This window comes from Acidisoma sp., from assembly GCF_965199065.1.
Taxonomy (GTDB): Bacteria; Pseudomonadota; Alphaproteobacteria; order Acetobacterales; family Acetobacteraceae; genus Acidisoma.
Genome location: NZ_CBDAQN010000001.1, coordinates 1,097,368 through 1,120,093, shown reverse-complemented (window position 1 = coordinate 1,120,093; position 22,726 = coordinate 1,097,368). Strand labels below are relative to the sequence as shown.

The 22,726-nt window shown below is 67.6% G+C and carries 25 protein-coding genes and 1 riboswitch; of the genes, 13 read left to right on the top strand and 12 right to left on the bottom strand.

Annotated features, from left to right (window positions below; genetic code table 11):
- Positions 1-16 precede the first annotated feature (16 nt).
- The 6 genes from ACOEQ1_RS05250 to ACOEQ1_RS05225 are packed head-to-tail and all read right to left on the bottom strand — an operon-like array spanning position 17 to position 5,454.
- Positions 17-796, bottom strand: coding sequence for an ABC transporter ATP-binding protein (locus tag ACOEQ1_RS05250; RefSeq protein WP_419758159.1), 780 nt, complete (start codon positions 794-796; stop codon positions 17-19).
- The gene (locus ACOEQ1_RS05245; protein ID WP_419758158.1) at positions 793-1,578 is read right to left on the bottom strand and encodes an MlaE family ABC transporter permease; all 786 of its coding nucleotides are present in this window, start codon (positions 1,576-1,578) and stop codon (positions 793-795) included. The genes ACOEQ1_RS05250 and ACOEQ1_RS05245 overlap by 4 nt, the downstream gene beginning before the upstream one ends.
- Complete coding sequence (alr, locus tag ACOEQ1_RS05240; protein ID WP_419758157.1) at positions 1,575-2,642, bottom strand: alanine racemase; 1,068 nt, start codon at positions 2,640-2,642, stop codon at positions 1,575-1,577. Before alr ends, ACOEQ1_RS05245 begins: the two co-directional genes overlap by 4 nt.
- 22 nt (positions 2,643-2,664) lie before the next feature.
- Positions 2,665-3,315 (bottom strand): flavin monoamine oxidase family protein, encoded by a 651-nt coding sequence (locus ACOEQ1_RS05235; RefSeq protein WP_419758156.1) that lies wholly within the window; start codon positions 3,313-3,315, stop codon positions 2,665-2,667.
- Complete coding sequence (locus ACOEQ1_RS05230) at positions 3,312-4,046, bottom strand: FAD-dependent oxidoreductase (RefSeq protein WP_419758155.1); 735 nt, start codon at positions 4,044-4,046, stop codon at positions 3,312-3,314. Before ACOEQ1_RS05230 ends, ACOEQ1_RS05235 begins: the two co-directional genes overlap by 4 nt.
- Complete coding sequence (locus tag ACOEQ1_RS05225; protein ID WP_419758154.1) at positions 3,958-5,454, bottom strand: replicative DNA helicase; 1,497 nt, start codon at positions 5,452-5,454, stop codon at positions 3,958-3,960. The genes ACOEQ1_RS05230 and ACOEQ1_RS05225 overlap by 89 nt, the downstream gene beginning before the upstream one ends.
- 116 nt (positions 5,455-5,570) lie before the next feature.
- A riboswitch (TPP riboswitch) is annotated at positions 5,571-5,691 on the top strand.
- A 55-nt stretch (positions 5,692-5,746) separates the two neighbouring features.
- On the opposite strand from ACOEQ1_RS05225, the gene ACOEQ1_RS05220 reads away from it, so the two are divergent.
- The 4 genes from ACOEQ1_RS05220 to ACOEQ1_RS05205 are packed head-to-tail and all read left to right on the top strand — an operon-like array spanning position 5,747 to position 8,345.
- The gene (locus ACOEQ1_RS05220; protein ID WP_419758153.1) at positions 5,747-6,757 is read left to right on the top strand and encodes an FAD-dependent oxidoreductase; all 1,011 of its coding nucleotides are present in this window, start codon (positions 5,747-5,749) and stop codon (positions 6,755-6,757) included.
- Positions 6,726-6,923, top strand: a complete 198-nt coding sequence (gene thiS / locus ACOEQ1_RS05215; protein WP_419758152.1) for a sulfur carrier protein ThiS — start codon at positions 6,726-6,728, stop codon at positions 6,921-6,923. Before ACOEQ1_RS05220 ends, thiS begins: the two co-directional genes overlap by 32 nt.
- A gap of 1 nt (position 6,924) precedes the next feature.
- Positions 6,925-7,692 carry a thiazole synthase gene (locus tag ACOEQ1_RS05210; protein ID WP_419758151.1) on the top strand — a complete coding sequence of 256 codons (768 nt, stop codon included), beginning with the start codon at positions 6,925-6,927 and terminating at the stop codon, positions 7,690-7,692.
- On the top strand, positions 7,692-8,345 hold the full coding sequence (locus tag ACOEQ1_RS05205) for a thiamine phosphate synthase (RefSeq protein ID WP_419758150.1): 654 nt from the start codon (positions 7,692-7,694) through the stop codon (positions 8,343-8,345). Before ACOEQ1_RS05210 ends, ACOEQ1_RS05205 begins: the two co-directional genes overlap by 1 nt.
- Here the strand turns inward: ACOEQ1_RS05205 and ACOEQ1_RS05200 are convergent.
- Positions 8,318-9,115: a glucose 1-dehydrogenase gene (locus ACOEQ1_RS05200; protein ID WP_419758149.1), complete on the bottom strand. Its 798-nt coding sequence runs from the start codon at positions 9,113-9,115 to the stop codon at positions 8,318-8,320. The genes ACOEQ1_RS05205 and ACOEQ1_RS05200 overlap by 28 nt on opposite strands.
- A gap of 109 nt (positions 9,116-9,224) precedes the next feature.
- Between ACOEQ1_RS05200 and ACOEQ1_RS05195 the strand changes: the two genes are divergently transcribed.
- On the top strand, positions 9,225-9,869 hold the full coding sequence (locus ACOEQ1_RS05195) for a mismatch-specific DNA-glycosylase (RefSeq protein ID WP_419758148.1): 645 nt from the start codon (positions 9,225-9,227) through the stop codon (positions 9,867-9,869).
- On the opposite strand, the gene ACOEQ1_RS05190 is transcribed toward ACOEQ1_RS05195, so the two are convergent.
- Complete coding sequence (locus ACOEQ1_RS05190) at positions 9,790-10,866, bottom strand: LacI family DNA-binding transcriptional regulator (protein ID WP_419758147.1); 1,077 nt, start codon at positions 10,864-10,866, stop codon at positions 9,790-9,792. The genes ACOEQ1_RS05195 and ACOEQ1_RS05190 overlap by 80 nt on opposite strands.
- Positions 10,867-11,106: 240 nt before the next feature.
- Complete coding sequence (gene msrB, locus ACOEQ1_RS05185; RefSeq protein WP_419758146.1) at positions 11,107-11,529, bottom strand: peptide-methionine (R)-S-oxide reductase MsrB; 423 nt, start codon at positions 11,527-11,529, stop codon at positions 11,107-11,109.
- A gap of 118 nt (positions 11,530-11,647) precedes the next feature.
- Here msrB (ACOEQ1_RS05185) and ACOEQ1_RS05180 point away from each other — a divergent pair, with 118 nt between their 5' ends.
- From ACOEQ1_RS05180 to glp, 5 genes are read left to right on the top strand one after another with little or no spacing between them, the layout of a single operon-like run.
- On the top strand, positions 11,648-12,256 hold the full coding sequence (locus ACOEQ1_RS05180; protein ID WP_419758647.1) for an anthranilate synthase component II: 609 nt from the start codon (positions 11,648-11,650) through the stop codon (positions 12,254-12,256).
- A gap of 5 nt (positions 12,257-12,261) precedes the next feature.
- Positions 12,262-13,290 (top strand): anthranilate phosphoribosyltransferase, encoded by a 1,029-nt coding sequence (trpD, locus tag ACOEQ1_RS05175; RefSeq protein WP_419758145.1) that lies wholly within the window; start codon positions 12,262-12,264, stop codon positions 13,288-13,290.
- 21 nt (positions 13,291-13,311) lie between these two features.
- Entirely contained in the window at positions 13,312-14,136 is an 825-nt protein-coding gene (gene trpC / locus ACOEQ1_RS05170) for an indole-3-glycerol phosphate synthase TrpC (protein ID WP_419758144.1), read from the top strand.
- The gene (gene moaC / locus ACOEQ1_RS05165; protein WP_419758646.1) at positions 14,136-14,621 is read left to right on the top strand and encodes a cyclic pyranopterin monophosphate synthase MoaC; all 486 of its coding nucleotides are present in this window, start codon (positions 14,136-14,138) and stop codon (positions 14,619-14,621) included. Before trpC ends, moaC begins: the two co-directional genes overlap by 1 nt.
- Positions 14,618-15,823: a gephyrin-like molybdotransferase Glp gene (gene glp / locus ACOEQ1_RS05160; RefSeq protein WP_419758143.1), complete on the top strand. Its 1,206-nt coding sequence runs from the start codon at positions 14,618-14,620 to the stop codon at positions 15,821-15,823. Before moaC ends, glp begins: the two co-directional genes overlap by 4 nt.
- Positions 15,824-15,850: 27 nt before the next feature.
- Here the strand turns inward: glp and ACOEQ1_RS05155 are convergent, their stop codons facing one another.
- The 3 genes from ACOEQ1_RS05155 to msrB (ACOEQ1_RS05145) all read right to left on the bottom strand — a co-directional run bounded on the left by ACOEQ1_RS05155 (position 15,851) and on the right by msrB (ACOEQ1_RS05145) (position 19,158).
- A complete protein-coding gene (locus ACOEQ1_RS05155) occupies positions 15,851-17,722 on the bottom strand; it encodes a methyl-accepting chemotaxis protein (protein ID WP_419758142.1) in 1,872 nt (623 codons plus the stop codon).
- A gap of 251 nt (positions 17,723-17,973) precedes the next feature.
- The gene (msrA, locus tag ACOEQ1_RS05150) at positions 17,974-18,717 is read right to left on the bottom strand and encodes a peptide-methionine (S)-S-oxide reductase MsrA (protein ID WP_419758141.1); all 744 of its coding nucleotides are present in this window, start codon (positions 18,715-18,717) and stop codon (positions 17,974-17,976) included.
- 12 nt (positions 18,718-18,729) lie between these two features.
- Positions 18,730-19,158, bottom strand: a complete 429-nt coding sequence (gene msrB, locus ACOEQ1_RS05145) for a peptide-methionine (R)-S-oxide reductase MsrB (RefSeq protein WP_419758645.1) — start codon at positions 19,156-19,158, stop codon at positions 18,730-18,732.
- A gap of 189 nt (positions 19,159-19,347) precedes the next feature.
- On the opposite strand from msrB (ACOEQ1_RS05145), the gene ACOEQ1_RS05140 reads away from it, so the two are divergent.
- The 3 genes from ACOEQ1_RS05140 (at position 19,348) to ACOEQ1_RS05130 (ending at position 22,382) form a co-directional block, all read left to right on the top strand.
- Complete coding sequence (locus tag ACOEQ1_RS05140; protein ID WP_419758140.1) at positions 19,348-21,255, top strand: ABC transporter ATP-binding protein; 1,908 nt, start codon at positions 19,348-19,350, stop codon at positions 21,253-21,255.
- Positions 21,256-21,318: 63 nt separating this feature from the next.
- Positions 21,319-21,516: a YqaE/Pmp3 family membrane protein gene (locus tag ACOEQ1_RS05135; protein WP_419758139.1), complete on the top strand. Its 198-nt coding sequence runs from the start codon at positions 21,319-21,321 to the stop codon at positions 21,514-21,516.
- Positions 21,517-21,548: 32 nt separating this feature from the next.
- The gene (locus tag ACOEQ1_RS05130) at positions 21,549-22,382 is read left to right on the top strand and encodes a phytanoyl-CoA dioxygenase family protein (protein ID WP_419758138.1); all 834 of its coding nucleotides are present in this window, start codon (positions 21,549-21,551) and stop codon (positions 22,380-22,382) included.
- Positions 22,383-22,726: the final 344 nt, after the last annotated feature.

The following is a 22,726-nucleotide window of genomic DNA, read 5'->3' as shown; positions in this document are numbered from 1 at the left end:
CGCAAGGTCCTCGCCCCTAGCGCCGCAATTCCATCTGGATCGGCCCCTCGCGACGGCCGTGGGTGAACTGATCCACCACCGGATCGCCGGAACTCATGACCTCGGCCGCCGGACCCTCCCAGATGATCCGGCCGTGCCGCAGCATCGCCGCGCGGTCGCCGATGCGCATCGTGCTCGCCATGTCGTGCGTGATCGCGATCGCCGTGCTGCCCAGCCGCTTCACGCAATCCACGATCAACCCGTCGATCACGGCGCCCATGATCGGGTCGAGCCCCGTCGTCGGCTCGTCGAAAAACATGATCGCGGGCTCGGAGGCGATGGCCCGCGCCAACGCCACCCGCTTCTGCATGCCGCCGGACAGTTCGGACGGCGCAAGATCGCCGACGGAGGACGAGAGACCCACCTGTTCCAGCACGCCGTTCGCCCGCCGCGCCGCCTCGGCGCCCGAGGCCAGCCGCTTGGCGACGAGGCCGAACGCCACGTTCTGCCGCACCGTCATGCTGTCGAACAGCGCGCCGTTCTGGAACAGCATGCCGATCTCGCCGCGCGCCGCGTTCCGGGCGCGGGTGCCGAGCGTCAGAATGTTCTGGCCGTCGATCTCGATGGTGCCCGCATCCGGCTCGATGAGGCCGAGGATGCATTTCAGCAGCACGGATTTGCCGGTGCCCGACCCGCCGATGACGACCATGGAAGTGCCGGGCCAGACGTCGAGATCGACGCCGTCCAGCACCTGCTTGGTCCCGAATGCCTTGCGCAGGCCGCGAATGCGGATTTTCGGAGTGCCGCTCGCGCTCATCGGGTGAAGAAGACCTCGGTCATCACGTAATCCAGCGCCAGGATGAGGACGGAGGCCATCACCACGGCGGAGGTGGTGGCCGAACCCACGCCCTCGGCGCCGCCCCGGCTGCGGTAGCCGTGGTAGCAGCCGGAGAGCGCGATGACGAAGCCGAACACCGCCGCCTTGGCCAGGCCCGACAGCACGTCCACGGGCGCGAGTGCCGAGAAGGTGTTGTGGAGATAGTCTTGCCCGTTGAAGCCGAGCTTGAGCGTGCAGACGATGAAGCCGCCCAGCACGCCGAGGATGTCGGCCACCACCACCAGCAGCGGCATGGCGATGAGCCCGGCGAGCAGCCGGGGCGCCACGAGGTACTTCATCGGGTTGGTGGAGAGCGTCTGCAGCGCGTCGATCTGGTCGGTGACGCGCATGGTGCCAAGCTCCGCCGCCATCGCGGCCCCTGCCCGCCCGGCCATCATGAGCGAGGCGAGCACCGGCCCGAGTTCCCGCGTCACGGAAAGCACCACGATCGTCGCGGTCTGGGACTGCGCCGAGAAGCGGGCGAAGCCGGTATAGGATTGGAGGGCGATCACCATCCCCGCGAAGATCGCGGTGAGCGAGACCACGGGCAGGGAGAGGAAGCCCATGCCGATCAGCGCCCGCCCGAGCAGCCGGGGGTAGAAGGGCGGAAACAGAAGGTGGAGGAGGCCGGTGACGGCGAAGATCGCCAGGGCTCCGGTCGAGCGGCAGGACGCGATTGCGCCCCGCCCGATCGCGGCGAGCGCGTTCAGGATCAAGTTCATGCGCCCAGATAGCGCCTGTGGAAGCGTCTGCCCAGGGAGGTAAGGATCTCGTAGCCGTTGGTGCCCGCGAGCGCCGCAAGTCTCTCGACCGGAACATGCGGACCGATGACCTCGCACCAGTCGCCGATGACGGCCGTGGGGCACTCCGTCACGTCGACGGTGATGAGGTCCATCGAGATGCGGCCGACGACGGGGCAAAGCTGACCGTCGAGGCTCACATCCGCCTTGTTGCTGAGCACGCGGTGGTAGCCGTCGGCATAGCCGATGGGGAGCGTGGCGATGCGGCTCGGACGGGTGGCGACCCATTGGTGGTCGTAGCCGACGCCCTCGCCGGCCGCGACCTCCCGCAGTTGCATGATGCGCGCGCGGAGGCGCGCGACGGGGCGCATGGGGTTCGGGCGGCCGACGGTCGGGTTGATGCCGTAGAGCGCCGCGCCGGGCCGCGCGAGGTCCGAGGCAAAGTCCTCGCCCAGGAAGATGCCGGATGAATTGGCGAAGGAGCGGCGCACGCCCGGGAAATGGCTGGCGGCCTCCGCGAAGGTCCGTGCCTGGAGCGCGTTGATCGCCGAGGCCGGCGTGTCGGCGGCCACGAGATGCGTCATCACGTAAAGGAGGTCGAGCCCGCCCAGCATCGTTGTGTCGCCAATCAGCCGGGCAAGTTCCGCGGGGCTCAGGCCGGTGCGGTTCATCCCCGTGTCGATATGGAGCAACGCCGGGAGGCGTCGCCCGGCATTCCGCGCAGCGGCGCTCCAGGCCTCCACCTCGCCGAGGGTGCCGAGTGCCGGCGCGAGGTCATGCTGGATGAAAGCTTCCTCTTCGCCGGGGCCGAGGCCGTGCAGCACGCAGACCATGGCGTCAGGGACGACGGGCCGGATCTCCATCGCCTCCATGAGGTGGGCAGTGAAGAAGTGCCTGCAACCTGCTGAAAAGAGACGCGCGGCGATCGCCACGGCGCCGAGGCCGTAGCCGTCGGCCTTGAGCACGCCCGCCGTATCGCCGGACGCATGGCGCTCGCACAGAATGCGCCAGTTCGCCGCCACGGCGTCGAGGTCGATCTCCAGCACCGAGCCGCCGGTGGCGAAGGGTTCAATGATGGCGGCGATCCTTCTCCCCGATCACGAGCGCCGCCGCGCGCCGTCCGTCCAGCACCGCGCCGCCGACCGTTCCCGCCATGCCGTCGGTGCGGCAGGCCTCGCCCGCGAAAATGAGCCGGCCACCGGCTATCGGGCGGCCCAAAACTTCGCGCGCTCCCGCGCCACCGGGTCGGGCGTAGCTGTAGGCGCCGAGATGATGCGGGTCGGTGCCCCAGTCGGTGGTGAACCCGCCCTCGGCGAAGATGCCGTCTGCCTTAGCTCCGAACATCGCGCGCCACTGCGACCGCGCCAGATCGAGCGCCGCGCGCGGATCGGGCGCCACTTCCCAGGCCGCGCCGCCGCCGACAAAGGCGATGGCGTGATCCGTGTCGCGCGGCCAGGCGATGAAGCTCATGAACGGGTCGCCAAGGCGGTCCAGCCGGCGGAAGGCGTGGGTTGGCTCCGTCATGCCGAGACGGTCCGCCCCTCGTGCGCGCAGCACCACCTTGCTCAGCAATCCCATCGGCAGGTTGGCAATCGCGTCCGCGGTATCCGCTGGCAAGGGCGGGTCGAAGACGATCGATCCCGCACCCAGAACGCCGGTCGAGACGGTGACGATGACTGATGCGGCGCTGATGGTTCCCTGAGGTGTCTCGACCCTCACCTCCGAACCGCCCCAGGCGATTCGTTGCGCGGGGCAGCGACAGCGGATGGGTCCCGCTCGGCCTCCAGCAGATCCCGCAACAGGCGGCCGAACCCACGCTCGGCGATGAGGTTCGCGCCGTCCAGCTGGTTGAGGCGAAAGTCCACGAGGCTGAGGTCGGGCGCGTCGACGGCGTCGATGAGGCTTGCGTGCCAGGACTCGATGGTCGCCGCCCAGGGGTTCTGGTGCCGGAAGGCTCCCGTGGCGGTGGCGAGATCGACGTCGGGCTCGGCGGGATGGCGCATGACGGCCTCGAACCACGCTTCCTCGGCCTCCTCGTAGTCCGCCTGCTCGGAGGCGGTCGCGAGCCGGTCGCCGACGACCATGCGGGATGCGCTGCGGAAGGCCTCGCGCAATTTGTGGCCGGCGCGCTCGGCCATCGGCACGAGCGGATTGTGCTCGGCCATGTGCAGCCAGGCCGCGCCCTCGTCGATCCAGGCGCCGCCGAGCGCCGGGGGAGTGGATGTCCGCGCGCGGCCGCCGGGGGCCTCGGACGCTTCGAGCAGAAGCGTGCTGCGCCCCGCCGTGCGCAGGGCTACCGCCGCCGCAAGGCCCGCGGCGCCCGCGCCGACGATGACGACGTCGAAATCAGTGGTGCCCGCTTCAATGATGATCGTCGTGATCCTGGTCGAGGTCGGCGAAGCGCGTGAACTCGGCCTCGAAGAAGAGATCGATCTTGCCGGTTGGTCCATGGCGCTGCTTGGCGAGGTATAGTTCGGCCTTGTTGTGCACGCGCTCCATATCCTGCTGCCACTTCTCCAGCGCCGTCTGAAACTTGTCCTCGCTGTCGTAGCCCATCTGCTTGGGCGCGCGTTGGGCGAGGTAGTATTCGTCGCGGTAGATGAACATCACCGCATCCGCATCCTGCTCGATCGACCCGGACTCGCGCAAATCAGAGAGCTGTGGGCGCTTGTCCTCACGGCTCTCGACCGCGCGGCTGAGCTGGGAGAGCGCCATGACGGGCACGGACAGCTCCTTGGCCAGCGCCTTCAGCCCCTGGGTGATCATGCTGATTTCCAGCACGCGGCTCTCCGGGCGGGTGCCCGCCGCCGGCCGCATGAGCTGCAGGTAGTCGATCACCACGAGCCCCAGGCCCTTGCTGCGCTTCAGCCGGCGGCAACGGGTGCGGAGCGCCGACAGCGTGATGGCCGGCGTGTCGTCGATCTCCAGCGGCAGGCTGGCGATGTCCCGGCTGACAGCCACGAACCGGTCGAAGTCGCGCGGGCCGATGTCGCCGCGCCGGATGCGGTCGCCGCTGATCCGCGCCTCCTCCGCCAGCAGACGCGAGGCAAGCTGCTCGGAGCTCATCTCGAGCGAGAAGATCGCGACGGTGTCCTTCGGGATGGCATTGGGGCCGCCGGCCTTGCGCGCCTCGGCCTGGATCGCGCGCGCCGCACCGAAGGCGATCTTGGTGGCGAGCGCCGTCTTCCCCATGCCTGGGCGGCCAGCAAGGATGAGCAGGTCGGAGCCATGCATCCCGCCGGTCTTGGCATCGAGGTCACGCAAGCCCGTCGACAAGCCCGAGACGCTGCCGGAACGCTGGAAGGCGCGCTCGGCGCTGTCGATCGCCTGCCCCAGCGCCTTCTCGAAGGTGATGAAGCCGCCCTCGGACCCGCCTCTGGTCGCGAGATCGAAAAGCTGCTGCTCGGCGGCCTCCATCTGCTGGCGGCCGTCGAGCTCCGCATCGGCCCCGAAGGCGCGATTGACGAGCGTCTCGCCGACATCGATGAGCTGGCGGCGGAGCCAGGCGTCATGCACGGTGACGCCATAGTCGCCGGCATTGATGATGCCGATCATGGCGGTGAGGAGTTGGGCGAGATAGGCGGTGCCGCCGACCTCCGCCAGCACGCCCGAATGCTCGAATTCGGCCCTCAGGGTGACGGCGTCGGCGAGTTGCCCGGCCTCGATGCGGCGGGAGATCGCCTGGAAGATGCGCCCGTGGATGGGGTCGGCGAAGTGCTCGGGCGCGAGGAACTCCGAAACCCGCTCGTAGGCCTTGTTGTTGGCGAGAAGCGCGCCGAGGAGGGCCTGTTCGGCTTGGAGGTTGGCGGGCGGAAGGCGTTGGCTGAGCCCGAGGAGCGGCGAGTCGATGTTGTTCATGCCGCATCATAGACCCAGGAGGCTTCCGGGTTCAGCAGCCGGCGCCTGTGGAGACTGGGGATAACCTTCGGGTCACGATACGCTGTTTTGACCCGGCGCGCCGCCAGGACTACACGGAAAGCACCAAGGGGAGCCCCGAGAAGGGGCTGAGAGGCCGGAGCGCGGAACACCGCATCCCGGCGACCCTTACAACCTGATCCAGGTCATGCTGGCGAAGGGATGGAACGAACCCCCGCACCCGTCCGTGCCGGTCCACCCCCCTCCGCCGCCCGACCGAAGCGTGAGGCAAGACATGCGCGTCACCGTCGTCGGCGCCGGCATCGCCGGGCTCACCACCGCCCTCGCTCTGTCGGAGGGGGGCGCTGAGGTCACCGTCGTCGACCGTAGTGCAAGCCTCGGCGCCGGCGCGTGTTCGCGCTACGCCGGCGGTATGCTCGCCCCCTGGTGCGAAGCCGAAAGCGCCGAGCCGCTGGTAACGCGGCTGGGCCAGGAAGCGCTGGACTACTGGCCGCGAAACTACCCCGGCACGGTGCAGCGCGGCAGCCTTGTGCTCGCACCCGCGCGCGACGCGCCGGACCTCGAACGCTTCGCCCGCCGCACCACGGAGCATGAGCGTCTCGATGCGGACGGCATCGCGGCGCTCGAGCCCGACCTCGCGGGCCGCTTCCGCCAGGGGCTTTTCTTCCCGCGCGAGGCGCATCTGGACCCTCGGCGGGCGCTGACGACGCTGGCCGAAACGCTGGCGGGGCGCGGCGTCGCCATCCGCTTCGGTGAGACGGTCGACCTGGCGGCGCCGAGCCGCGATCTCATCGCCGACTGCCGCGGGTTGGCGGGCACCGACCGCCTGCCGGATCTGCGCGGGGTCAAGGGCGAGATGCTCATCCTCCGCTGCCCCGCCATCAGCCTGTCCCGCCCCGTGCGGCTGCTGCACCCTCGCTTTCCCCTCTATGTCGTGCCGCGCGGCGAGGGCGTCTTCATGGTCGGCGCGACCATGGTCGAAAGCGGCGAGCGGCACCGGGTGACGGCACGCTCCGTCGTCGAACTGCTCAGCGCCGCCTACACGCTGCATCCGGCCTTCGCCGAGGCCGAGATCCTGGAGATGGGCGCCGATGCCCGCCCCGCCTTCCCCGACAACCTGCCGCGCATCCGCGTCGATGGCAGCGGGCTGTCGGTCAACGGCCTGTTCCGGCACGGCTTCCTGCTGTCGCCTGCCCTCGCCCGCCGCGCCGCCGACGTGCTGCTGCACGGCATACAATATCCGGAGGTGATGGATGAAAATCCTCGTCAACAACGAACCGCGTGAGATCGCGGGGCCGAGCCTCGCCGACGCGCTCGATGAGCTGGGCTACGGCGGCGCCGTGGTAGCCACCGCTGTCAACGGAGACTTCGCCCCGGCGCGCAGCCGGCCGTCGCTGATGCTGGCCGAGGGCGACCGGCTGGAACTGCTCGCGCCAATGCGGGGAGGCTGAGATGGAAGTGTATGGCGTCACCCTCTCCTCGCGCCTGCTGCTGGGCACGGCGCAGTATCCCTCGCCGGCCATCCTCGCCGACGCCGTCCGCCGTTCAGGGGCCGAGGTCGTCACCGTCTCGCTACGCCGCGAGTCTGGCATGGAGCGCGCCGGCCAGGCGTTCTGGTCGCTCATCCGCGAACTGGGTGTGCGCGTGTTGCCGAACACCGCCGGCTGCCACTCCGCGCGCGAGGCGATCACCACGGCGCAGATGGCGCGCGAGGTGTTCGCGACGAACTGGATTAAGCTCGAGGTCATCGGCAACCACGACACGCTGCAACCCGACGTCTTCGGCCTCGTCGAAGCGGCCCGCAGCCTCTCGGCGGATGGCTTCGAGGTCTTCCCCTACACGACCGAGGACCTCGTGGTCGGCGAGCGCCTGCTCGATGCCGGATGCCGCGTTCTGATGCCGTGGGGCGCGCCGATCGGGTCCGGGCGCGGGCTCAACAACCTCTACGGGCTGCGCGCGATGCGGGCGCATTTCCCGGATGTGCCGCTGGTGGTCGATGCGGGTATCGGCCTGCCCTCGCAGGCGGCTCAGGCCATGGAACTCGGCTATGACGGCATCCTGCTCAACACCGCGGTCGCCCGGGCAGGCGAGCCGGCCAGAATGGCGGCAGCCTTCGCTCACGCGATTGAGGCGGGGCGCGAGGCGTTCCTCGCCGAACCCATGCTGCCGCGTGACATGGCGGTGCCTTCCACGCCCCTGCTCGGGCAGGCCTTCCTCTGATGCGGCTCGATCCGTTCTATCTGATCGTCGACCGGGCAAGCTGGCTGCCCCGCCTGCTGCCTCAAGGCGTGCGGCTGGTGCAGCTACGCATCAAGGACCAGCCGGAGGCTCTGGTGCGAAGCGACATCGCCACCGCCCGCGATCTCTGCGCCGCTGCCGGGGCGCAACTCATCGTCAACGACTACTGGCAGATCGCCATCGATGAGCGCTGCGACTTCGTTCATCTCGGCCAGGAGGATCTCGACGGCGCCGATGTCGCCGCCATCCGCCGCCACGGGCTGCGGCTCGGTGTCAGCACGCATGACGAGGCGGAACTGGATCGCGCGCTGTCCGTCGCGCCCGACTACGTGGCGCTGGGGCCGGTTTATCCCACCATCCTCAAGGCGATGGCCTGGGCGCCGCAAGGCGTTTCCCGCGTGGGCGACTGGAAGCAGCATGTGGGCGACACGCCGCTGGTCGCCATCGGCGGCCTCACACCAGATCGGGGCCGGGAGGTGCTGCAGGCTGGCGCCGACAGCGCCGCCGTCGTCACCGACGTGCTGCGGAACGCCGATCCCGAGGCCCGCGCGCGAGAATGGGTCGCGTCAACGCAGCCGTGGCGAATTCCGGCAAGCCAGCAGGGCCGTCAACCGTTGCCGCGGAATTCCGGGTAGAGCGTCATGCCGCCATCGACGAAGATCGTCGTGCCGACGACGTAGTCGGACTGGTCGGAGGCGAGCCATACAGCGGCTTTTCCCACATCCTCGGCGACGCCGATCCGGCCGTAGGGGATGAGCTTCAGCAATGCCGCACCTTTCTCGCCCTCGGTCTCGCTCGCGTTGATGGCGGTGCGGATGGCGCCGGGTGCGATTGCGTTGACCCGGATGCCCTTCTCCGCGACTTCCTGAGCGATCGTCTGCATCATCATCATGATGCCGCCCTTGGAGGCAGCGTAGTTCACGTGCCCCGCCCAGGGGATGACCTGATGAACCGAACTCATGCAGATGATTTTGCCCCGCGCGCGCGAAACGCCACGATCCCCCTGGGCCTCGAACTGCCGCACAGCCGTCTGGACGCAAAGGAACTGGCCCGTCAGGTTGACCTTCAGCACGGCCTCCCACTGATCGAGCGTCATCGCCGTCAGTGGCGCATCCTTCTGCATGCCGGAGTTGGCGACGAGGATATCCACGCCGCCGAAAGCCTCCAGCGTCTTCGCGAAGAGGCTGGCGACGTCGGCCTCCTGCGAAACGTCGGCGCCGACGGTAATCGCGCGGCCTCCGGCAGCCTTGATCCGGCTCGCCAGCTCTTCTGCCGGCTTGGGTTGCGAGTGGTAGTTGATGACGACAGCGGCCCCGGCGTCGGCGAGCTGTTCGGCGCAGGCGTAGCCGAGGCCGGAACTGGCTCCGGTCACGATCGCAACCTGCTTGTCGAGGCGGCATTCCATGGCGGTGTTCCTTACCATCGATCTTCAGGCAGAGGTGGCACGCACGGGCCTGATGCCAAGGAGGACGAGGGAGGGTGGCGGAGCGTTTTGCCCGCGCTACTATGAGCCGATGAGCGACTGTCTGAGCCCTGCTTTCCCTGCACTGGCACCTGCACCCGACATCCTGCCCGACCTGCTGCGGCCCGGACTGGACCTCGTCATCTGTGGCACGGCGGCCGGCGCTATTTCCGCCGCGCGCGGCGCATATTACGCCAATCCCGGCAACCGCTTCTGGAGCGTGCTGGCGGAGACGGGACTGACCCCGCACCGCTTTCGGCCGGAGGAGTTTCCGCGTCTGCCAGACCTCGGTATCGGCCTGACCGATGTCTGCAAGAGCGCCTCGGGTCAGGATGAGGCCTTGCCTCGCGAAGGCTTCGACCGGGCGCGGCTGGCGGCAGCGATGCGGCGCTACCGCCCGCGCCTGCTCGCCTTCAACAGCAAGCGAGCGGCGGCGGAATACCTGGGGTTGCCAACGGGGCGCATCCCCTATGGGCCGCTGCCGCCTGATTTGCAGCCGGCCGGTATGCCGCCGGTCCTTGTGCTGCCGTCGACTTCGGGGCTTGCCTGCCGGGCCTGGGACCCGATGCCATGGCGGGCATTGGCATCCTTGGTGTTATCGTGGCGGGCGCAAACCGTCAGGCGGAGAGCAGCGCCGGAAAGCTCTCCAGACGCTCTGTTGCCTGATGGTGTGTGGCGGTCGAGCGGCGAAGCATGAGCTGAAACCCGAGGAGGTGGCGGGCCGGTTCCGTTCCCGCGCCTCCGGCTATCCTGCGGACAAGGGTATCGACCGCCAGTTGCGCGAGCTGCTCCTTTGGCTGGGCGATAGTCGAAAGCTCCATGCGGCCGTGCCCCGCACTGCCCGCATCGTCGAAGCCCAGAACCGACAGCTTGTCCGGAACGCCGAGGCCGAGCCGCTCGGCTATTTGCATGATCTGCAATGCCCGCATGTCGTTGACGGCAAAGACGGCGGTCGGGCGCTCGTCCCCCAGCAGGACATCGGCAATCGGCATGGCGACGCCCCCGATCGTCGCCGTCTCTCCGTCGCGGCTGATGCACAGCGTTCTCGGCTGGAGCCCGGCAGCCAACATCGCATCGGCATAGCCAAGCTCGCGGTCGCAGGCATAGCGGCTGTCGGACGGCGCGTCGGCGAGGTGCCAGATGGCGCGATGACCTTCCACGATCAGGTGGGAGATCGCGGTCAGGGCGCCGGCGCGTTCGTCGATCGAAACGACATCGCCCCAGCCGGCGCTGCAGCAGACGAACACCGACGGCACGCGACTGCCGATGAGATGGCGCGCCTGCTCGGCGGCGGCCCGGCAGGAGAGAAACAGCAAGCCGGCAACCCGGTGCTCCAACATGCGGCGGATGCCCTCGGCCTCGGGGTTGCCATCCGAGGGCGCGTTGCAGAACATCACCTGATAGCTGAGTGCTGCGGTGAAGCCGCCGATCAACTTGGCTATTTCGGCCTGGAAAGGATCGGCAAGGTCGCCGATGACGATGCCGAGTATCGACGTCCTCTGCTGCACGAGCTGGCGGGCGACAATGTTCGTTTGATAATCCAACTCGACGATGGCCGCCTGAACGCGCTCCCGCGTCGCAGGGTGCACGCCGACGGCATTTCGGATGACGTTGGACACCGTGGACTTGGAGAGCTTGGCGACCCGTGCCACGTCATGGATCGTCGGAGGCCTGACGTAAGGCTGCGTTGCCACGGCTAGGCCTTCTTGAACGGCATTGTTCGGTGGCAGCGGCCGTGGGCCATGTTGACGTCCCAAATATCAGATGTCGATTCCCGTGTTATACAGGCGTGATATGAACGAAACGTTTAACCGCCGGGGATCGACCGGCGCGGCCTGGTCGCGCATGAGCGGCCACAAAAAAGGGGCATCGCATTGCCCCTTTTCGGTCCGTCGCAGTGGCGGCGGCGGTGACGCCAAATCGTCCGCAGAACGTTATTTCGCTTCAGCCGGGGTGAAGGTCAGCGCCACTCCGTTCATGCAGTAGCGCTGGTGGGTCGGCGGCGGCCCGTCCGGGAAGACGTGGCCGAGATGACCGCCGCACTGGCTGCAGTGAACCTCCGTCCGAAGCATGCCGAGGGTGCGGTCCTCGGTGGTCTCGACCGCGCCCTCGAGCGGTACATCGAAGCTCGGCCAGCCGGTGCCGCTCTCGAACTTGGTCGCGCCCTCGAACAACGGATTGCCGCATCCGGCACAGGCGAACGTGCCCGGCCGCTTTTCGCGCAGCAGCGCGCAGCTGCCCGGCCGCTCCGTGCCATGATGTCGCAGAACCTGATACTGCTCGGGTGAGAGGCGCGCGCGCCATTCGGCATCGGTGAAGCTCACCGGGTAGGCTTTCGAGATCGTGTCGATGTCCATGTGGTGCCCCTTGCGTGGCGGCCGGTGGCCCAGGCGCCCCAACCATGTGGCGAAGTTCATGAGCCCAGCCGCCCTGCCATTGATTGACCCTGCCTGCTCGGCAGACGATAATATTGGCATGATCCTGCTCATCGACAACTATGACAGCTTTACCTTCAACCTCGTGCAGTTTTTCGGCGATCTCGGCGCCGCCTGCGAGGTTTGGCGTAACGATGCGGTGTCGGTAGCGCAGGTGCTCGCGGCCGAGCCCGAAGCCATCGTGCTGTCGCCCGGCCCCTGCACGCCGAATGAGGCCGGCATCTGCCTCGACCTCATCGCCGCCGCGGCCGGCCGGGTGCCGATCCTCGGTGTCTGTCTCGGCCATCAGGCCATCGGGCAGGCTTTCGGGGGCGAGGTCATCCGCGCGCCCGCGCCGATGCACGGCAAGATCAGCGCCATCCGGCACGGTCAGTCTGATATCTTCGCGGGGCTGCCCTCGCCGTTCGACGCCACGCGCTACCACAGCCTGATCGTGGAGCGCGAAACGCTGCCCGAGACCCTCACGCCCACCGCCTTCACCGAGGATGGCATCATCATGGGGCTGCGCCACCGCACCCTGCCGATCTTCGGGGTGCAGTTCCACCCGGAGAGCATCGCGAGCGAGCATGGGCACGCCATCCTCGCCAATTTCCTCGGGCTGGCGCGTGGCCGGAACGCTCCCGAAGGCGCTCATGGGCGGGCCGCCTGACCGGCGTGATCCGGCCGCTTCTCGCCCGGCTCGCCCGCGGTGAGAGCCTGACCGAGGCGGAAGCCGAAGCCGCCTTCACCGAAATCATGACCGGAGACGCGACCCACGCGCAGATTGCGGGGCTGCTGATGGCGATGCGCGTTCGCGGCGAAACGGTGCCGGAGATGGTCGGCGCCGTCCGCGCGCTCCGCCGCCGCATGGTGGCGATCGCGGCGCCCAGGGGCGCCATCGATGTCTGCGGCACCGGCGGCGACGAGGCCGGCACGCTCAACATCTCGACCGCCGTCGCCTTCGTCGTCGCCGGTTGCGGCGTGCCGGTCGCCAAGCACGGCAATCGTGCTCTCAGCTCCAAGTCCGGGGCGGCGGACGTGCTGGAACATCTGGGCGTCAACGTCACTCTGCCGCCCGACCGGCTCGAGCGCCTGCTCGCCGAGACCGGCTGTGTCTTCCTGTTCGCGCCTGCCCATCACCCGGCGCTGCGGCACGCGGCGCCCGTGCGGGCGGAACTCGGCACCCGCACGCTGTTCAACCTGCTGGGACCGCTGGCGAACCCGGCCCGTGTGGAGCGCCAGTTCACCGGCGTCTTCGCGCGCCAGTGGACGCGGCCGGTGGCGGAAGCGCTCGGGCGCCTCGGCACCCGGGACGCCTGGATCGTGCATGGCCAGGGGCTCGATGAGCTGACGCTCGCCGGCGTCAACCACGTGGCGGTGCTGCGCGATGGGGTGGTGCGGGATATGACGCTGAACGCCGAGGAGGCAGGCCTCGCGCCCGCGCCGCTGTCGGCGTTGCGCGGCGGCGATGCAGCCACCAATGCGGCGGCACTCATGCGCCTGCTGGCGGGCGAGCGCGGCGTCTACCGCGATACCGTGATCTTGAACGCGGCGGGAGCTTTGATGGTGGCCGGCGCCGTTCCAACTCTGGCGGAAGGCGTGGCCGCAGCCGCCGCTTCGATCGATGCCCAGCGGGCAGCGGGCGCGCTCGAGACGTTGCGGCGAGAAAGCCAGCCCTCTATCCCAGCGGTTCCGAAGCAGTGACGCCAGAGGCTCCAAACTAGAATGAACTCCCAGGTCCCCGACCTTCTGGTCAAAATCTGCGACGACACCCGCGCGGACGTCGCCCGGCGGCGGGCGTCGATGCCGATGGAAATGCTCAAGCAGAAGATCGCGGGCCAGACCAAGCCGCGCGGCTTCGGGCGCACCCTGATGGATCACGTCAACCTGCACCGGGTCGCGCTGATCGCCGAGATCAAGAAGGCGTCGCCCTCCGGCGGGCTCATCCGCCCGGACTTCAATCCCCCTGCGCTCGCCTCGGCCTACCGGGATGGTGGCGCTACCTGCCTGTCCGTGCTCACGGACAGGACGTGGTTCCAGGGCGAGCCCGCACATCTGATGGCCGCACGCGCGGCGGTGCCGCTGCCGGTCCTCCGCAAGGATTTCATCCTCGACCCCTGGCAGGTCTACGAGAGCCGGGCGATGGGCGCGGACTGCATCCTGCTCATCCTTGCCGCCCTCTCCGACGATCAGGCGCGAGAGCTGGAGGCACTGGCCCGCGCCCTCGACATGGACGTGCTGGCCGAGGTGCACGACGAGGATGAATTACGCCGCGCGCTGGGGCTGGAGACGCCGCTGATCGGGATAAATAACCGCAATCTCAAGACGTTGAAAATTGATCTTCAAACGGCGGTCGATCTTGCCCCTCAGGTGCCGCCCGAGCGCTTCCTGATCGCCGAGAGCGGCATCCAGAATGCCGGAGATGTGCGGCGTCTCGTCGAGGCCGGGCTGCAGTGTTACCTCGTCGGCGAGAGCCTCATGCGACAGACGGATGTCGCCCAGGCGGTGCGCGATCTGATCGGGCCGGAGCGAACCGCGGACGCGGCATGATGGCGTCCGAAGGCCGCCTGACCCATTTCGATGCCGCCGGGCAGGCGGCCATGGTGGATGTCTCGGCCAAGCCGGAGACGGTTCGGGAAGCAACTGCCCGCGCCCGCATCACCATGCTGCCCGAGACGCTCGCGATTATCCTGAGCGGCACGGCCAAGAAAGGCGACGTGCTCGGCGTGGCGCGCCTCGCCGGCATCATGGCGGCCAAGCGCACGGCCGACCTCATCCCGCTCTGCCACCCGCTGCCGATAGCGGCAGTGACCGTGGATCTCGTGGCGGACGCCGAACTGTCGGTCGTGGAAATCACGGCGACCGTCCGCACCACCGGGCGTACCGGCGTGGAGATGGAGGCGCTGATGGCCGCCTCGGTCGCGGCGCTTACGGTCTACGACATGTGCAAGGCCGTCGATCGTGGGATGGTGGTTGAGGGCTTGCGTGTCGTCGCGAAATCGGGGGGCGCCTCAGGCGATTTCCGCGCGCCATGATCTCCGTGACCGAAGCGCGCACGAGAATACTGGCAGGGCTGGCCCCGACAGCGCCCGAGATCGTACCGCTCATGGAGGGCGTGGGCCGGGTGACCGCCGCACCGGTCATTGCGCGCCACAGCAATCCACCCGCCGATGTCTCGGCGATGGATGGTTACGCGGTGCGAGCCGAGGATGCCGCCGCAGGCGCGCGGCTGCGCTTGATCGGCGCCGCCCCAGCCGGTCATCCCTTCGACGGCAGGATCGAGCCGGGCGAGACCGTGCGGCTCTTCACCGGGAGCGTGGTGCCCGGTGGCGCCGACGCCATCCTCATCCAGGAAAACGCCACCCTCAGCGACGGCGTAGTGACGCTAAACGAGGCAACCCCGCCGGGTCGCCACATCCGCCGCATGGGGCAGGATTTCCGCGCCGGGGAAACGCTCATCCCGGCCGGCAAGCGGCTGAACCCGCGCAGCATCGGTCTGGCGGCGGCGGGCGGTCACGCCTGGCTCGCCGTGCATCGCCGGCCGCGCATCGTCATCCTCAGCACCGGCGACGAAATCGTGCTGCCCGGTGAGCCGCTGCCGCCGGGCGGGGTCGTATCGTCGAACGGGCCGGCGCTCGCGGCTTTGGTGCGCGTGGCCGGGGGTGAGCCCGTGATGCTGCCCTCCGCGCGCGATGATATCGGCGCCATTGCTGCCGCGACCGACGCGGCCCGAGGCGCCGAGATGCTGCTGACGACGGGCGGCGCCAGCGTCGGCGACCACGATCTGGTGCAGGCGGCGCTGGCCGGGCGCGGCATGGTGCTGGACTTCTGGCGGATCGCCATGCGGCCCGGCAAGCCGCTGATGCATGGCAAACTCGGCGAGGTCCCGATGCTGGGCCTGCCGGGCAACCCGGTGTCGGCCATCGTCTGCGCGATCCTGTTCCTGTTGCCCGCGATCGCGAAGCTCTCGGGCCTGCCCGGCGATCCGCCCTTGGCCGAGGCGGTGCGTCTCGGAGCGCCGTTGGCGGCGAACGATATGCGTGAGGACTACATCCGCGCCTCGCTGCTGACCCAGGTGGATGGGCAGTGGATCGCCGAGCCTTACGCGAAGCAGGATTCCGGGATGATCAGCCGGATGGCGGAGGCCGATGCGCTGATCATCCGTCCGCCCTTTGCCCCGGCCTGCGATGTGGGCGAGATGGTGCCCGCCATCCGGTTGGCGCCGCTCGGGGTGTGACCGCCGCATTCGCGACAGGGTCTTGGATCACGCGTCGGCGCTCTGCAAGCGGCGCGCCGCGGGCCGCTGGGTCGCCGCCGTGCCAGCACGGGAGGCCGTCGCGGGGTGCCCCGAGGCTTCGCCAACATCGAACTGCCGGATCAGGCGGGCGAGGTCATCGGCCTCGCGCGTCAGGCTGTGGCTCGCCGCCGTCGCCTCCTCGACCATCGCCGCGTTCTGCTGGGTGACCTGATCCATCTGGTTCATGGCCGTGTTCACCTCGTTCAACCCGATAGCCTGCTCCTGCGCCGCAGCCGCCGTTTCGCCCACAAGAGAATTGAGTTTCATCACGTGGTCGACGATGCGCTGCAGCACGGTCCCGGTCTCGCCGACGAGAGTAGCGCCCGTCACGACCTGCCGGCTCGACTCGGATATCAGCCCCTTGATCTCCTTCGCGGCCTCGGCGGACCGCTGCGCCAGAGACCGCACCTCGCTCGCGACTACCGCGAAGCCTCGTCCTGCATCGCCCGCACGTGCCGCCTCCACGCCCGCGTTCAGCGCCAGCAGGTTGGTCTGGAAGGCGATTTCGTCGATCACTCCGATGATGCTGCCGATCTTCTTCGACGAGTCCTCGATGCTGGTCATCGCGCCGACCGTATCCCGCACGACGACGCCGGCGCGCTCGGCATCCGCCTTGGCCGTCGTCACCAGCAGACGCGCTTCCTGCGCGACTTCCGCTCCCTTACGCACCGTGGCCGTGATCTGATCGAGGGCGGCGGCGGTTTCTTCCAGGCTCGCCGCCTGCTGCTCGGTCCGGCGCGAAAGATCATCCGAGGCATGGGTGATCTCTCCGGCGCCGGAGCGCACCGCCCGGGTGGTCTCGGCGATCGCCGCGACCGTCTCCCGCAACTTGTCCATCGCGCCATTGTAGTTCGTCCGCAGCGTTTCGTAGGCGCCGATGAAGGGCGTCGTCAGGCGGAAAACGAGGTCGCCCGCCGATAGTTTTTCGAGCCCCGTCGCCACCGATTGCAGCACGACGGACAGATCCCGCGCGGCATCCGCGCGCTCGCGATCGGCTTGGCTGCGGATACTCTCGGCCTCTACCCGGTGGGCCTCCGCGGCAAGCTCCAGACGCTTTTTCTCGATCGAGGCTTCCTTGAGCACACCGACAGCCGCCGCCATCCGTCCGAGTTCGTCGCGCCGATCAAGACCGGGAATTTCGGCGTCGTAGGCGCCGCCGGCAATGCGCTGCAGGCTTTTGCTCATGGTTCCGAGCAACCCGGACACGGCGTGCCCAAGGAAGACGAAGAGAAGAATGAAGATCACGAGAAGCGGGACGATGATCTCCAGAACGCTGAAAAGATGCGTAAGTACAGCCGCCTTAAGATCATCGACGTAGAGGCCGGTGCAGATGACCCAGCCCCACTCGGGGACGGCCTCGCCATAGGAGATCTTCGGCTCGGGGACGGTGCTGCCAGCCTTTGGATTGAAATATGTGTTGAAGACCGGATGGCCGGCTTTCGCTCCGTCAATGACGGGCGCGTTCGTCAACCGGCCGAAAGAGTCGCGGATATTGTAGCGGTTCGTGCCGATAAACTTCTTGTTTGGATGGGCGATCGTGAGTCCCGTCTCGTCGTAGATGAAGAAGTAGTCTCCGTTGTCGTAGCGGGCAGAGCCGACAGCGATCAGCGCTTCTCGTTGCGCCTCCTTCGTCGTCAGCTTGCCCTCGGCCGCGAGCCTGACGAACCCCTCGGTGGAAGAGACCGAGGCTTCGACCATGCTCTTGATCTGAATCTTCTTCGCGTCCAGCGCGACATTATAAATCGCAAGCAACCCGACGATGAGGGTCACCAGCGTAATCATCACGCCGACGACGCCGAGCAAGATGAACTGACGGGTGATCGATAGGCGAGACAGCATGTTCGTTCCCCGAATGGTCGGCACCGGTCACGCGCCGCGATCCGCAAGATCAAAACGTTGCGAAACGGCAAGTCCCGCCGTGCATCCGAGGGCTTTAGAGGAAAAGGTTTAACGGTTGGTCAAGCCGCCGGTTATCGGCTGCCGTCATGACGACCGGCATGGCGTATGCTTGCTGAGGAACGACCGCACCGCGTGACCGTCTAACCAGACGAGCACGCTCTTCTTGAAGCAGACCAAATACATTACGGCATTCAGGACTTGCCGCTGCCAGGAACGAGCACCGGCTTCGACGAGTAGTCCGCCGGGAAGACGTGGCTGAGCGCGTCGATCTTGGGCAGGTCGAACGTCGCGATGTAGTCGCTGTCCGGGTTGAGCGTCAGGTAGTTCTGATGATAGCCCTCGGCCGGGTAGAAACCCGTATTCTTGCCGACGATGGTCGCGATCGGTGCCGGAAACGCCTTCGCATGATCCAGTTGAGCAATATAAAGCGACGCCACCCGCGCCTGTGCGGGGCTGGTTGTAAAAAGCTCCGACCGGTACTGCGTGCCGCTATCCGGATACTGCTCGTTCACCTGCGTCGGGTCGGTGACCACCGAGAAGAAAATCTGCAGCAGGCGCCCATAGGAGATCACCTGCGGATCGAAGGTTACGCGCACGGACTCCGCATGCCCCGTGGTGCCGGTGCTCACCGTCTCATACTGCGCCGTCGAAGCCTGGCCGCCATCGTAACCGGCCAGCGCCTCGGTGACGCCGCGGACGTGCTGGAACGTCCCCTGCACGCCCCAGAAGCAGCCGCCCGCGAAAATCGCCGTCTCGGTATGGCCAGCGGAGGCGGGCTCGTCGACTGCCGGCGCCGGCAATCTGTGGTCGAGATCGGCGGCATGAGCGCGCACGCCCGGGAAATGACCCGAGGCGACCGCGGCCACGAGCAGGGCCACCAGCGAGACCGCACCGATGCGGCCGGTTGAAGGCTTGATCCTGGAGAGCAGTGACATTTTAGATTTTCCTCAGCCGGTCGCCGTGGGGTGGAAAGATAATGCAACGCCGTTCATGCAGTATCGCTGGCCTGTGGGCGGCGGTCCGTCGGCGAAGACGTGCCCTAAATGCCCGCCGCAACGGCTGCAATGCACCTCGGTGCGGCCCATCCCGAAGCTCGTATCGGACGCGGTGACGACAGCGCCCGTCAAAGGCGCCCAGAAGCTCGGCCAGCCGGTGCCGCTGTCATACTTCGTGGTGGAGGAATAGGCCGTCTGGGCACAGCCGGCGCAAGCATAGAGGCCGGGCCGCGTCTCCATATCGAGGGGGCTGGAGAATGGCGCCTCGGTGCCCTGGTCACGCAGCACCTCATAGGCGTCGGGGCTCAGCGCCGCGCGCCATTCCGCGTCCGAATGCATGACCGGGAACGTCTCGGCCCTGGCATGGCGAACCTTCGGCATCCCGAGGAGATAGGCAACCCCCGCGAGCATGGTGCCGCCGAGGATGACGCGCTTGGTGACCATCCGCCTTTCCTCCTGTTGTTCTCTTACGACCGTTCGATGACATCGGAGGCGTGGTTACGTCACGATTGAGGGGCCTGCGGCGGCGGCGGGTTGATCTGGCCCCGCATCGGGTCCAGGGGTTAGCCCATGTTCCGTTTTTTCGAAACCCGGCTCGAACCCACCGCGATCGATCCGGACAAGCCGCCACCCACCCTCGATCAGCCGAACGCCCTGCCCCGCTTCTACTGGCACTTCGTGCGCCAGGCACCCGGTCTGGTGGCAGCACTGTTCGCAGCGGGGCTGGTCGTCGCCACGCTCGACGTGACGATCCCCGTCTTCATCGGCCGCATCGTCTCGCTCGTCTCGAACCACACGCCGAAGACGCTGTTCGCGGCGGCGGGCGGCCAGTTGCTGCTCATGGTGGGCGTTCTGCTGCTGGTGCGCCCAACTGCGCTGCTCATGCAGAACCTCATCACCAACCAGGCGATCAACTCCAGCATGACCAACCTCATCCGTTGGCAGAACCACTGGCACGTTGCGCGCCAGAGCTGGGGTTTCTTCCAGAACGACTTCGCCGGCCGCATCGCGACGCGCGTCATGCAGACCGGACCGAGCCTGCGGGAGAGCATGGTCTCCGCGACCAATGCCGTGTGGTACATCCTTGTCTATGGGACGAGCTCGGTCCTGCTGCTGAGCCATGCGGACTGGCGCCTCGGCATTCCGATCATCCTCTGGTTCATCGCCTACGCCGTTCTCATGCGGTCCTTCGTGCCGCGCATGCGGGAGCGGTCGCGCCGGATGTCGGAGGTGCGCTCCATGCTCACGGGGCGTGTGGTCGACAGCTACACGAATATCCTGACGGTCAAGCTGTTCGCCCGCGCCCGTCAGGAGGACGCGTTCATCCGCGACAGCGTCGACGACCACACCTTCGCCTATCGCCGCCAGCTGCGCCTCATCACGACCTGGTTCATGGTCCAGGCAATGACGAACGCGCTGCTCGTCACCAGCACCGGCGCGCTCGCGGTCTGGCTATGGGTGCATGGCAAGGTGCCGGTGGGGACCGTCGCCACCGCGATCCCGATGACCTGGCAGATCGCCAACATGGCGGGCTGGGTCGCGCAGAACGTGACCTCGATCTTCGAGAACGTCGGCACGGTGCAGGACGGGATGCGCTCGATCGCCCATCCGCTGCAGATGCCGGACCGCGCGGATGCGGTGCCGCTGCGGTTGGAGCATGGCGCTATCCGCTTCGAGAACCTCAGCTTCGATTACGGCCGGAACCGCAGCACCGGGGCGACGGGCCGCCTCGGCGGCGTGCTGCGCGGCATCACCCTCGACATCCAGGCGGGCGAGCGCATCGGCCTGATCGGACGGTCGGGCGCCGGCAAGTCGACGCTCGTCAACCTGCTGCTGCATTTCTACGATCCCTCGGCGGGGCGCATCCTCATCGACGGCCAGGATATCGCCGGGCTGACGCAGGAGAGCCTGCGGGCGGCCATCGGCATGGTGACGCAGGACACCTCGCTATTGCACCGTTCGATCCGCGCGAACATCGCCTTCGGACGGCCGGCCGCGACCGAGGAGGAGATCCACGCCGCCGCCGCGCGCGCCCATGCGGCGGATTTCATCGAGCATCTCGAGGATAACGAGGGCCGGCGCGGCTACGAGAGCCATGTCGGCGAGCGCGGGGTGAAGCTCTCCGGCGGCCAGCGTCAGCGGATCGCGATCGCCCGGGTGATCCTCAAGAACGCGCCCATCCTCGTGCTGGACGAGGCGACCTCGGCGCTCGATTCCGAGGTGGAGGCGGCGATCCAGGAGCAGTTAACCGACCTGATGGAGGGGCGCACCGTCATCGCGATCGCGCACCGTCTCTCTACCATTGCGATGATGGACCGTCTTGTGGTCTTGGATGAGGGCCGGATCGCCGAACAGGGCACCCACCACGCCTTGCTGGCGCGGGGCGGCATCTATGCCGGGCTCTGGCAGCGCCAGTCCGGCGGTCAGCCGGGTGGCCTCAGGGATGACAGCCGGGCGATCGCGCCTATCTCGGCTTAAACCTTCATTAGGCGCGCGGCCGCCCCGCCAACCCCGCGCGCATACCGACAAGGGAGGACGACGATGCGCCTGCTGCTGGCCCTGCTGCTGCCGGGCATTTCCTTCTTCTTCATTGGCCGCCCTGTCGCCGGGATCATCTGCCTGATCCTGCACGCGACCATCATCGGCTGGATACCGGCCGCGATCTGGGCGGTGTACGCTCTGAACCAGTACGAGACCGACAGGAAGCTGCGTATGGCCGGCTGGATGCCGCCATACTGAACAGCCGCGTCGCCTAGAGGGGGAAGTTCGTGATGTTGGACAACAATCTGGTTGCTGATCCGGTCGCGGAGGATGTGGATATCCTCGTGCGTGACGGCGTCGTCGGGAAGAAGGGCGCCTTCTCGCGCGACTGGGCCGAGCGGTTGCGCGAGGACATGATGACGGCCTTCTGGGAGGCGATCCAGCGCCCCGGCGGGGCGGTCGGACGGGGGCCACGTCGCTGGTATGTGGAAGTCCATCCCGAGGCGATCGGCGGTTTTGCCGACCTCGTCGCGCACCCGTGGGTGGTGGCGATGTGCGAGCGGGTGCTGGGGCCTGACTACCAGATCGTCGAGATCGGCTTCGACACGCCGTTCCAGGGCGCGAAGAACCAGCCTTGGCACCGGGATTTCCCCTCGCCGCCGGACACCTACGAGGGCCACCGGATCACGTCGCTCGCCTTCAACCTGACCGGCGTGGACGTGACGCCCGATATGGGGCCGTTTCAGGTCGCTCCCGGCACGCAATGGGATGACGGACGCAGCTGGAACCACGAGATGTTTCCGGACCGCGCGCTCTGGCCGCGCTTCGAGGAGCGCGCCGTGAAGAAGTATCCGCAGATGGGCGACATCTCGTGCCGCTCCGCGCTGACGATGCATCGCGGCACCGCGCACCCCTCGCCGATCGCGCGTCCGGTTCTTGTGCTTGGAGTGGACGCGCCGGGTGCCGGACACGCCGCGCTGCACGACATGATGGTGACGCGGGCGTTCCACGACGGGCTGCCGCAGACCGTGCGCGATCATCTGGTGTGCCGGGTGGTGGATACGCTCGTGCCGATCACGCAGAAGCACGATATCGAGGGCTTGGTGATGGGAAGCGACGAGTAGCCTGCTGGAGAACGTGTGAACCGTTTGCTAGTCTTTCCGCCTTGGAAAGCCGTGGCCATCGCCCCCGGTGGATGCGAAGGTTCTCCAAGCTTACTTGTGAAACATGATTGTGAGCGACCACGTTGCGCCGTAGGAAAGTCCGCATCTGCGTTGAATTTGACGGGAGACCGCGTGAACTTCTCAGTGCTAAAGAGCAAAAAGACACGGGTCGCGTAACTCTAGTCATCCGGTCGGCCGAGTTATGTGGCCACGGTGCTGAAGCTGCAAAGACCGTCACTCATAAGATTTCGATCCCGGTGCCCGATCACAGTCCGACCCACACCCTCATCCATATGACACAAGTT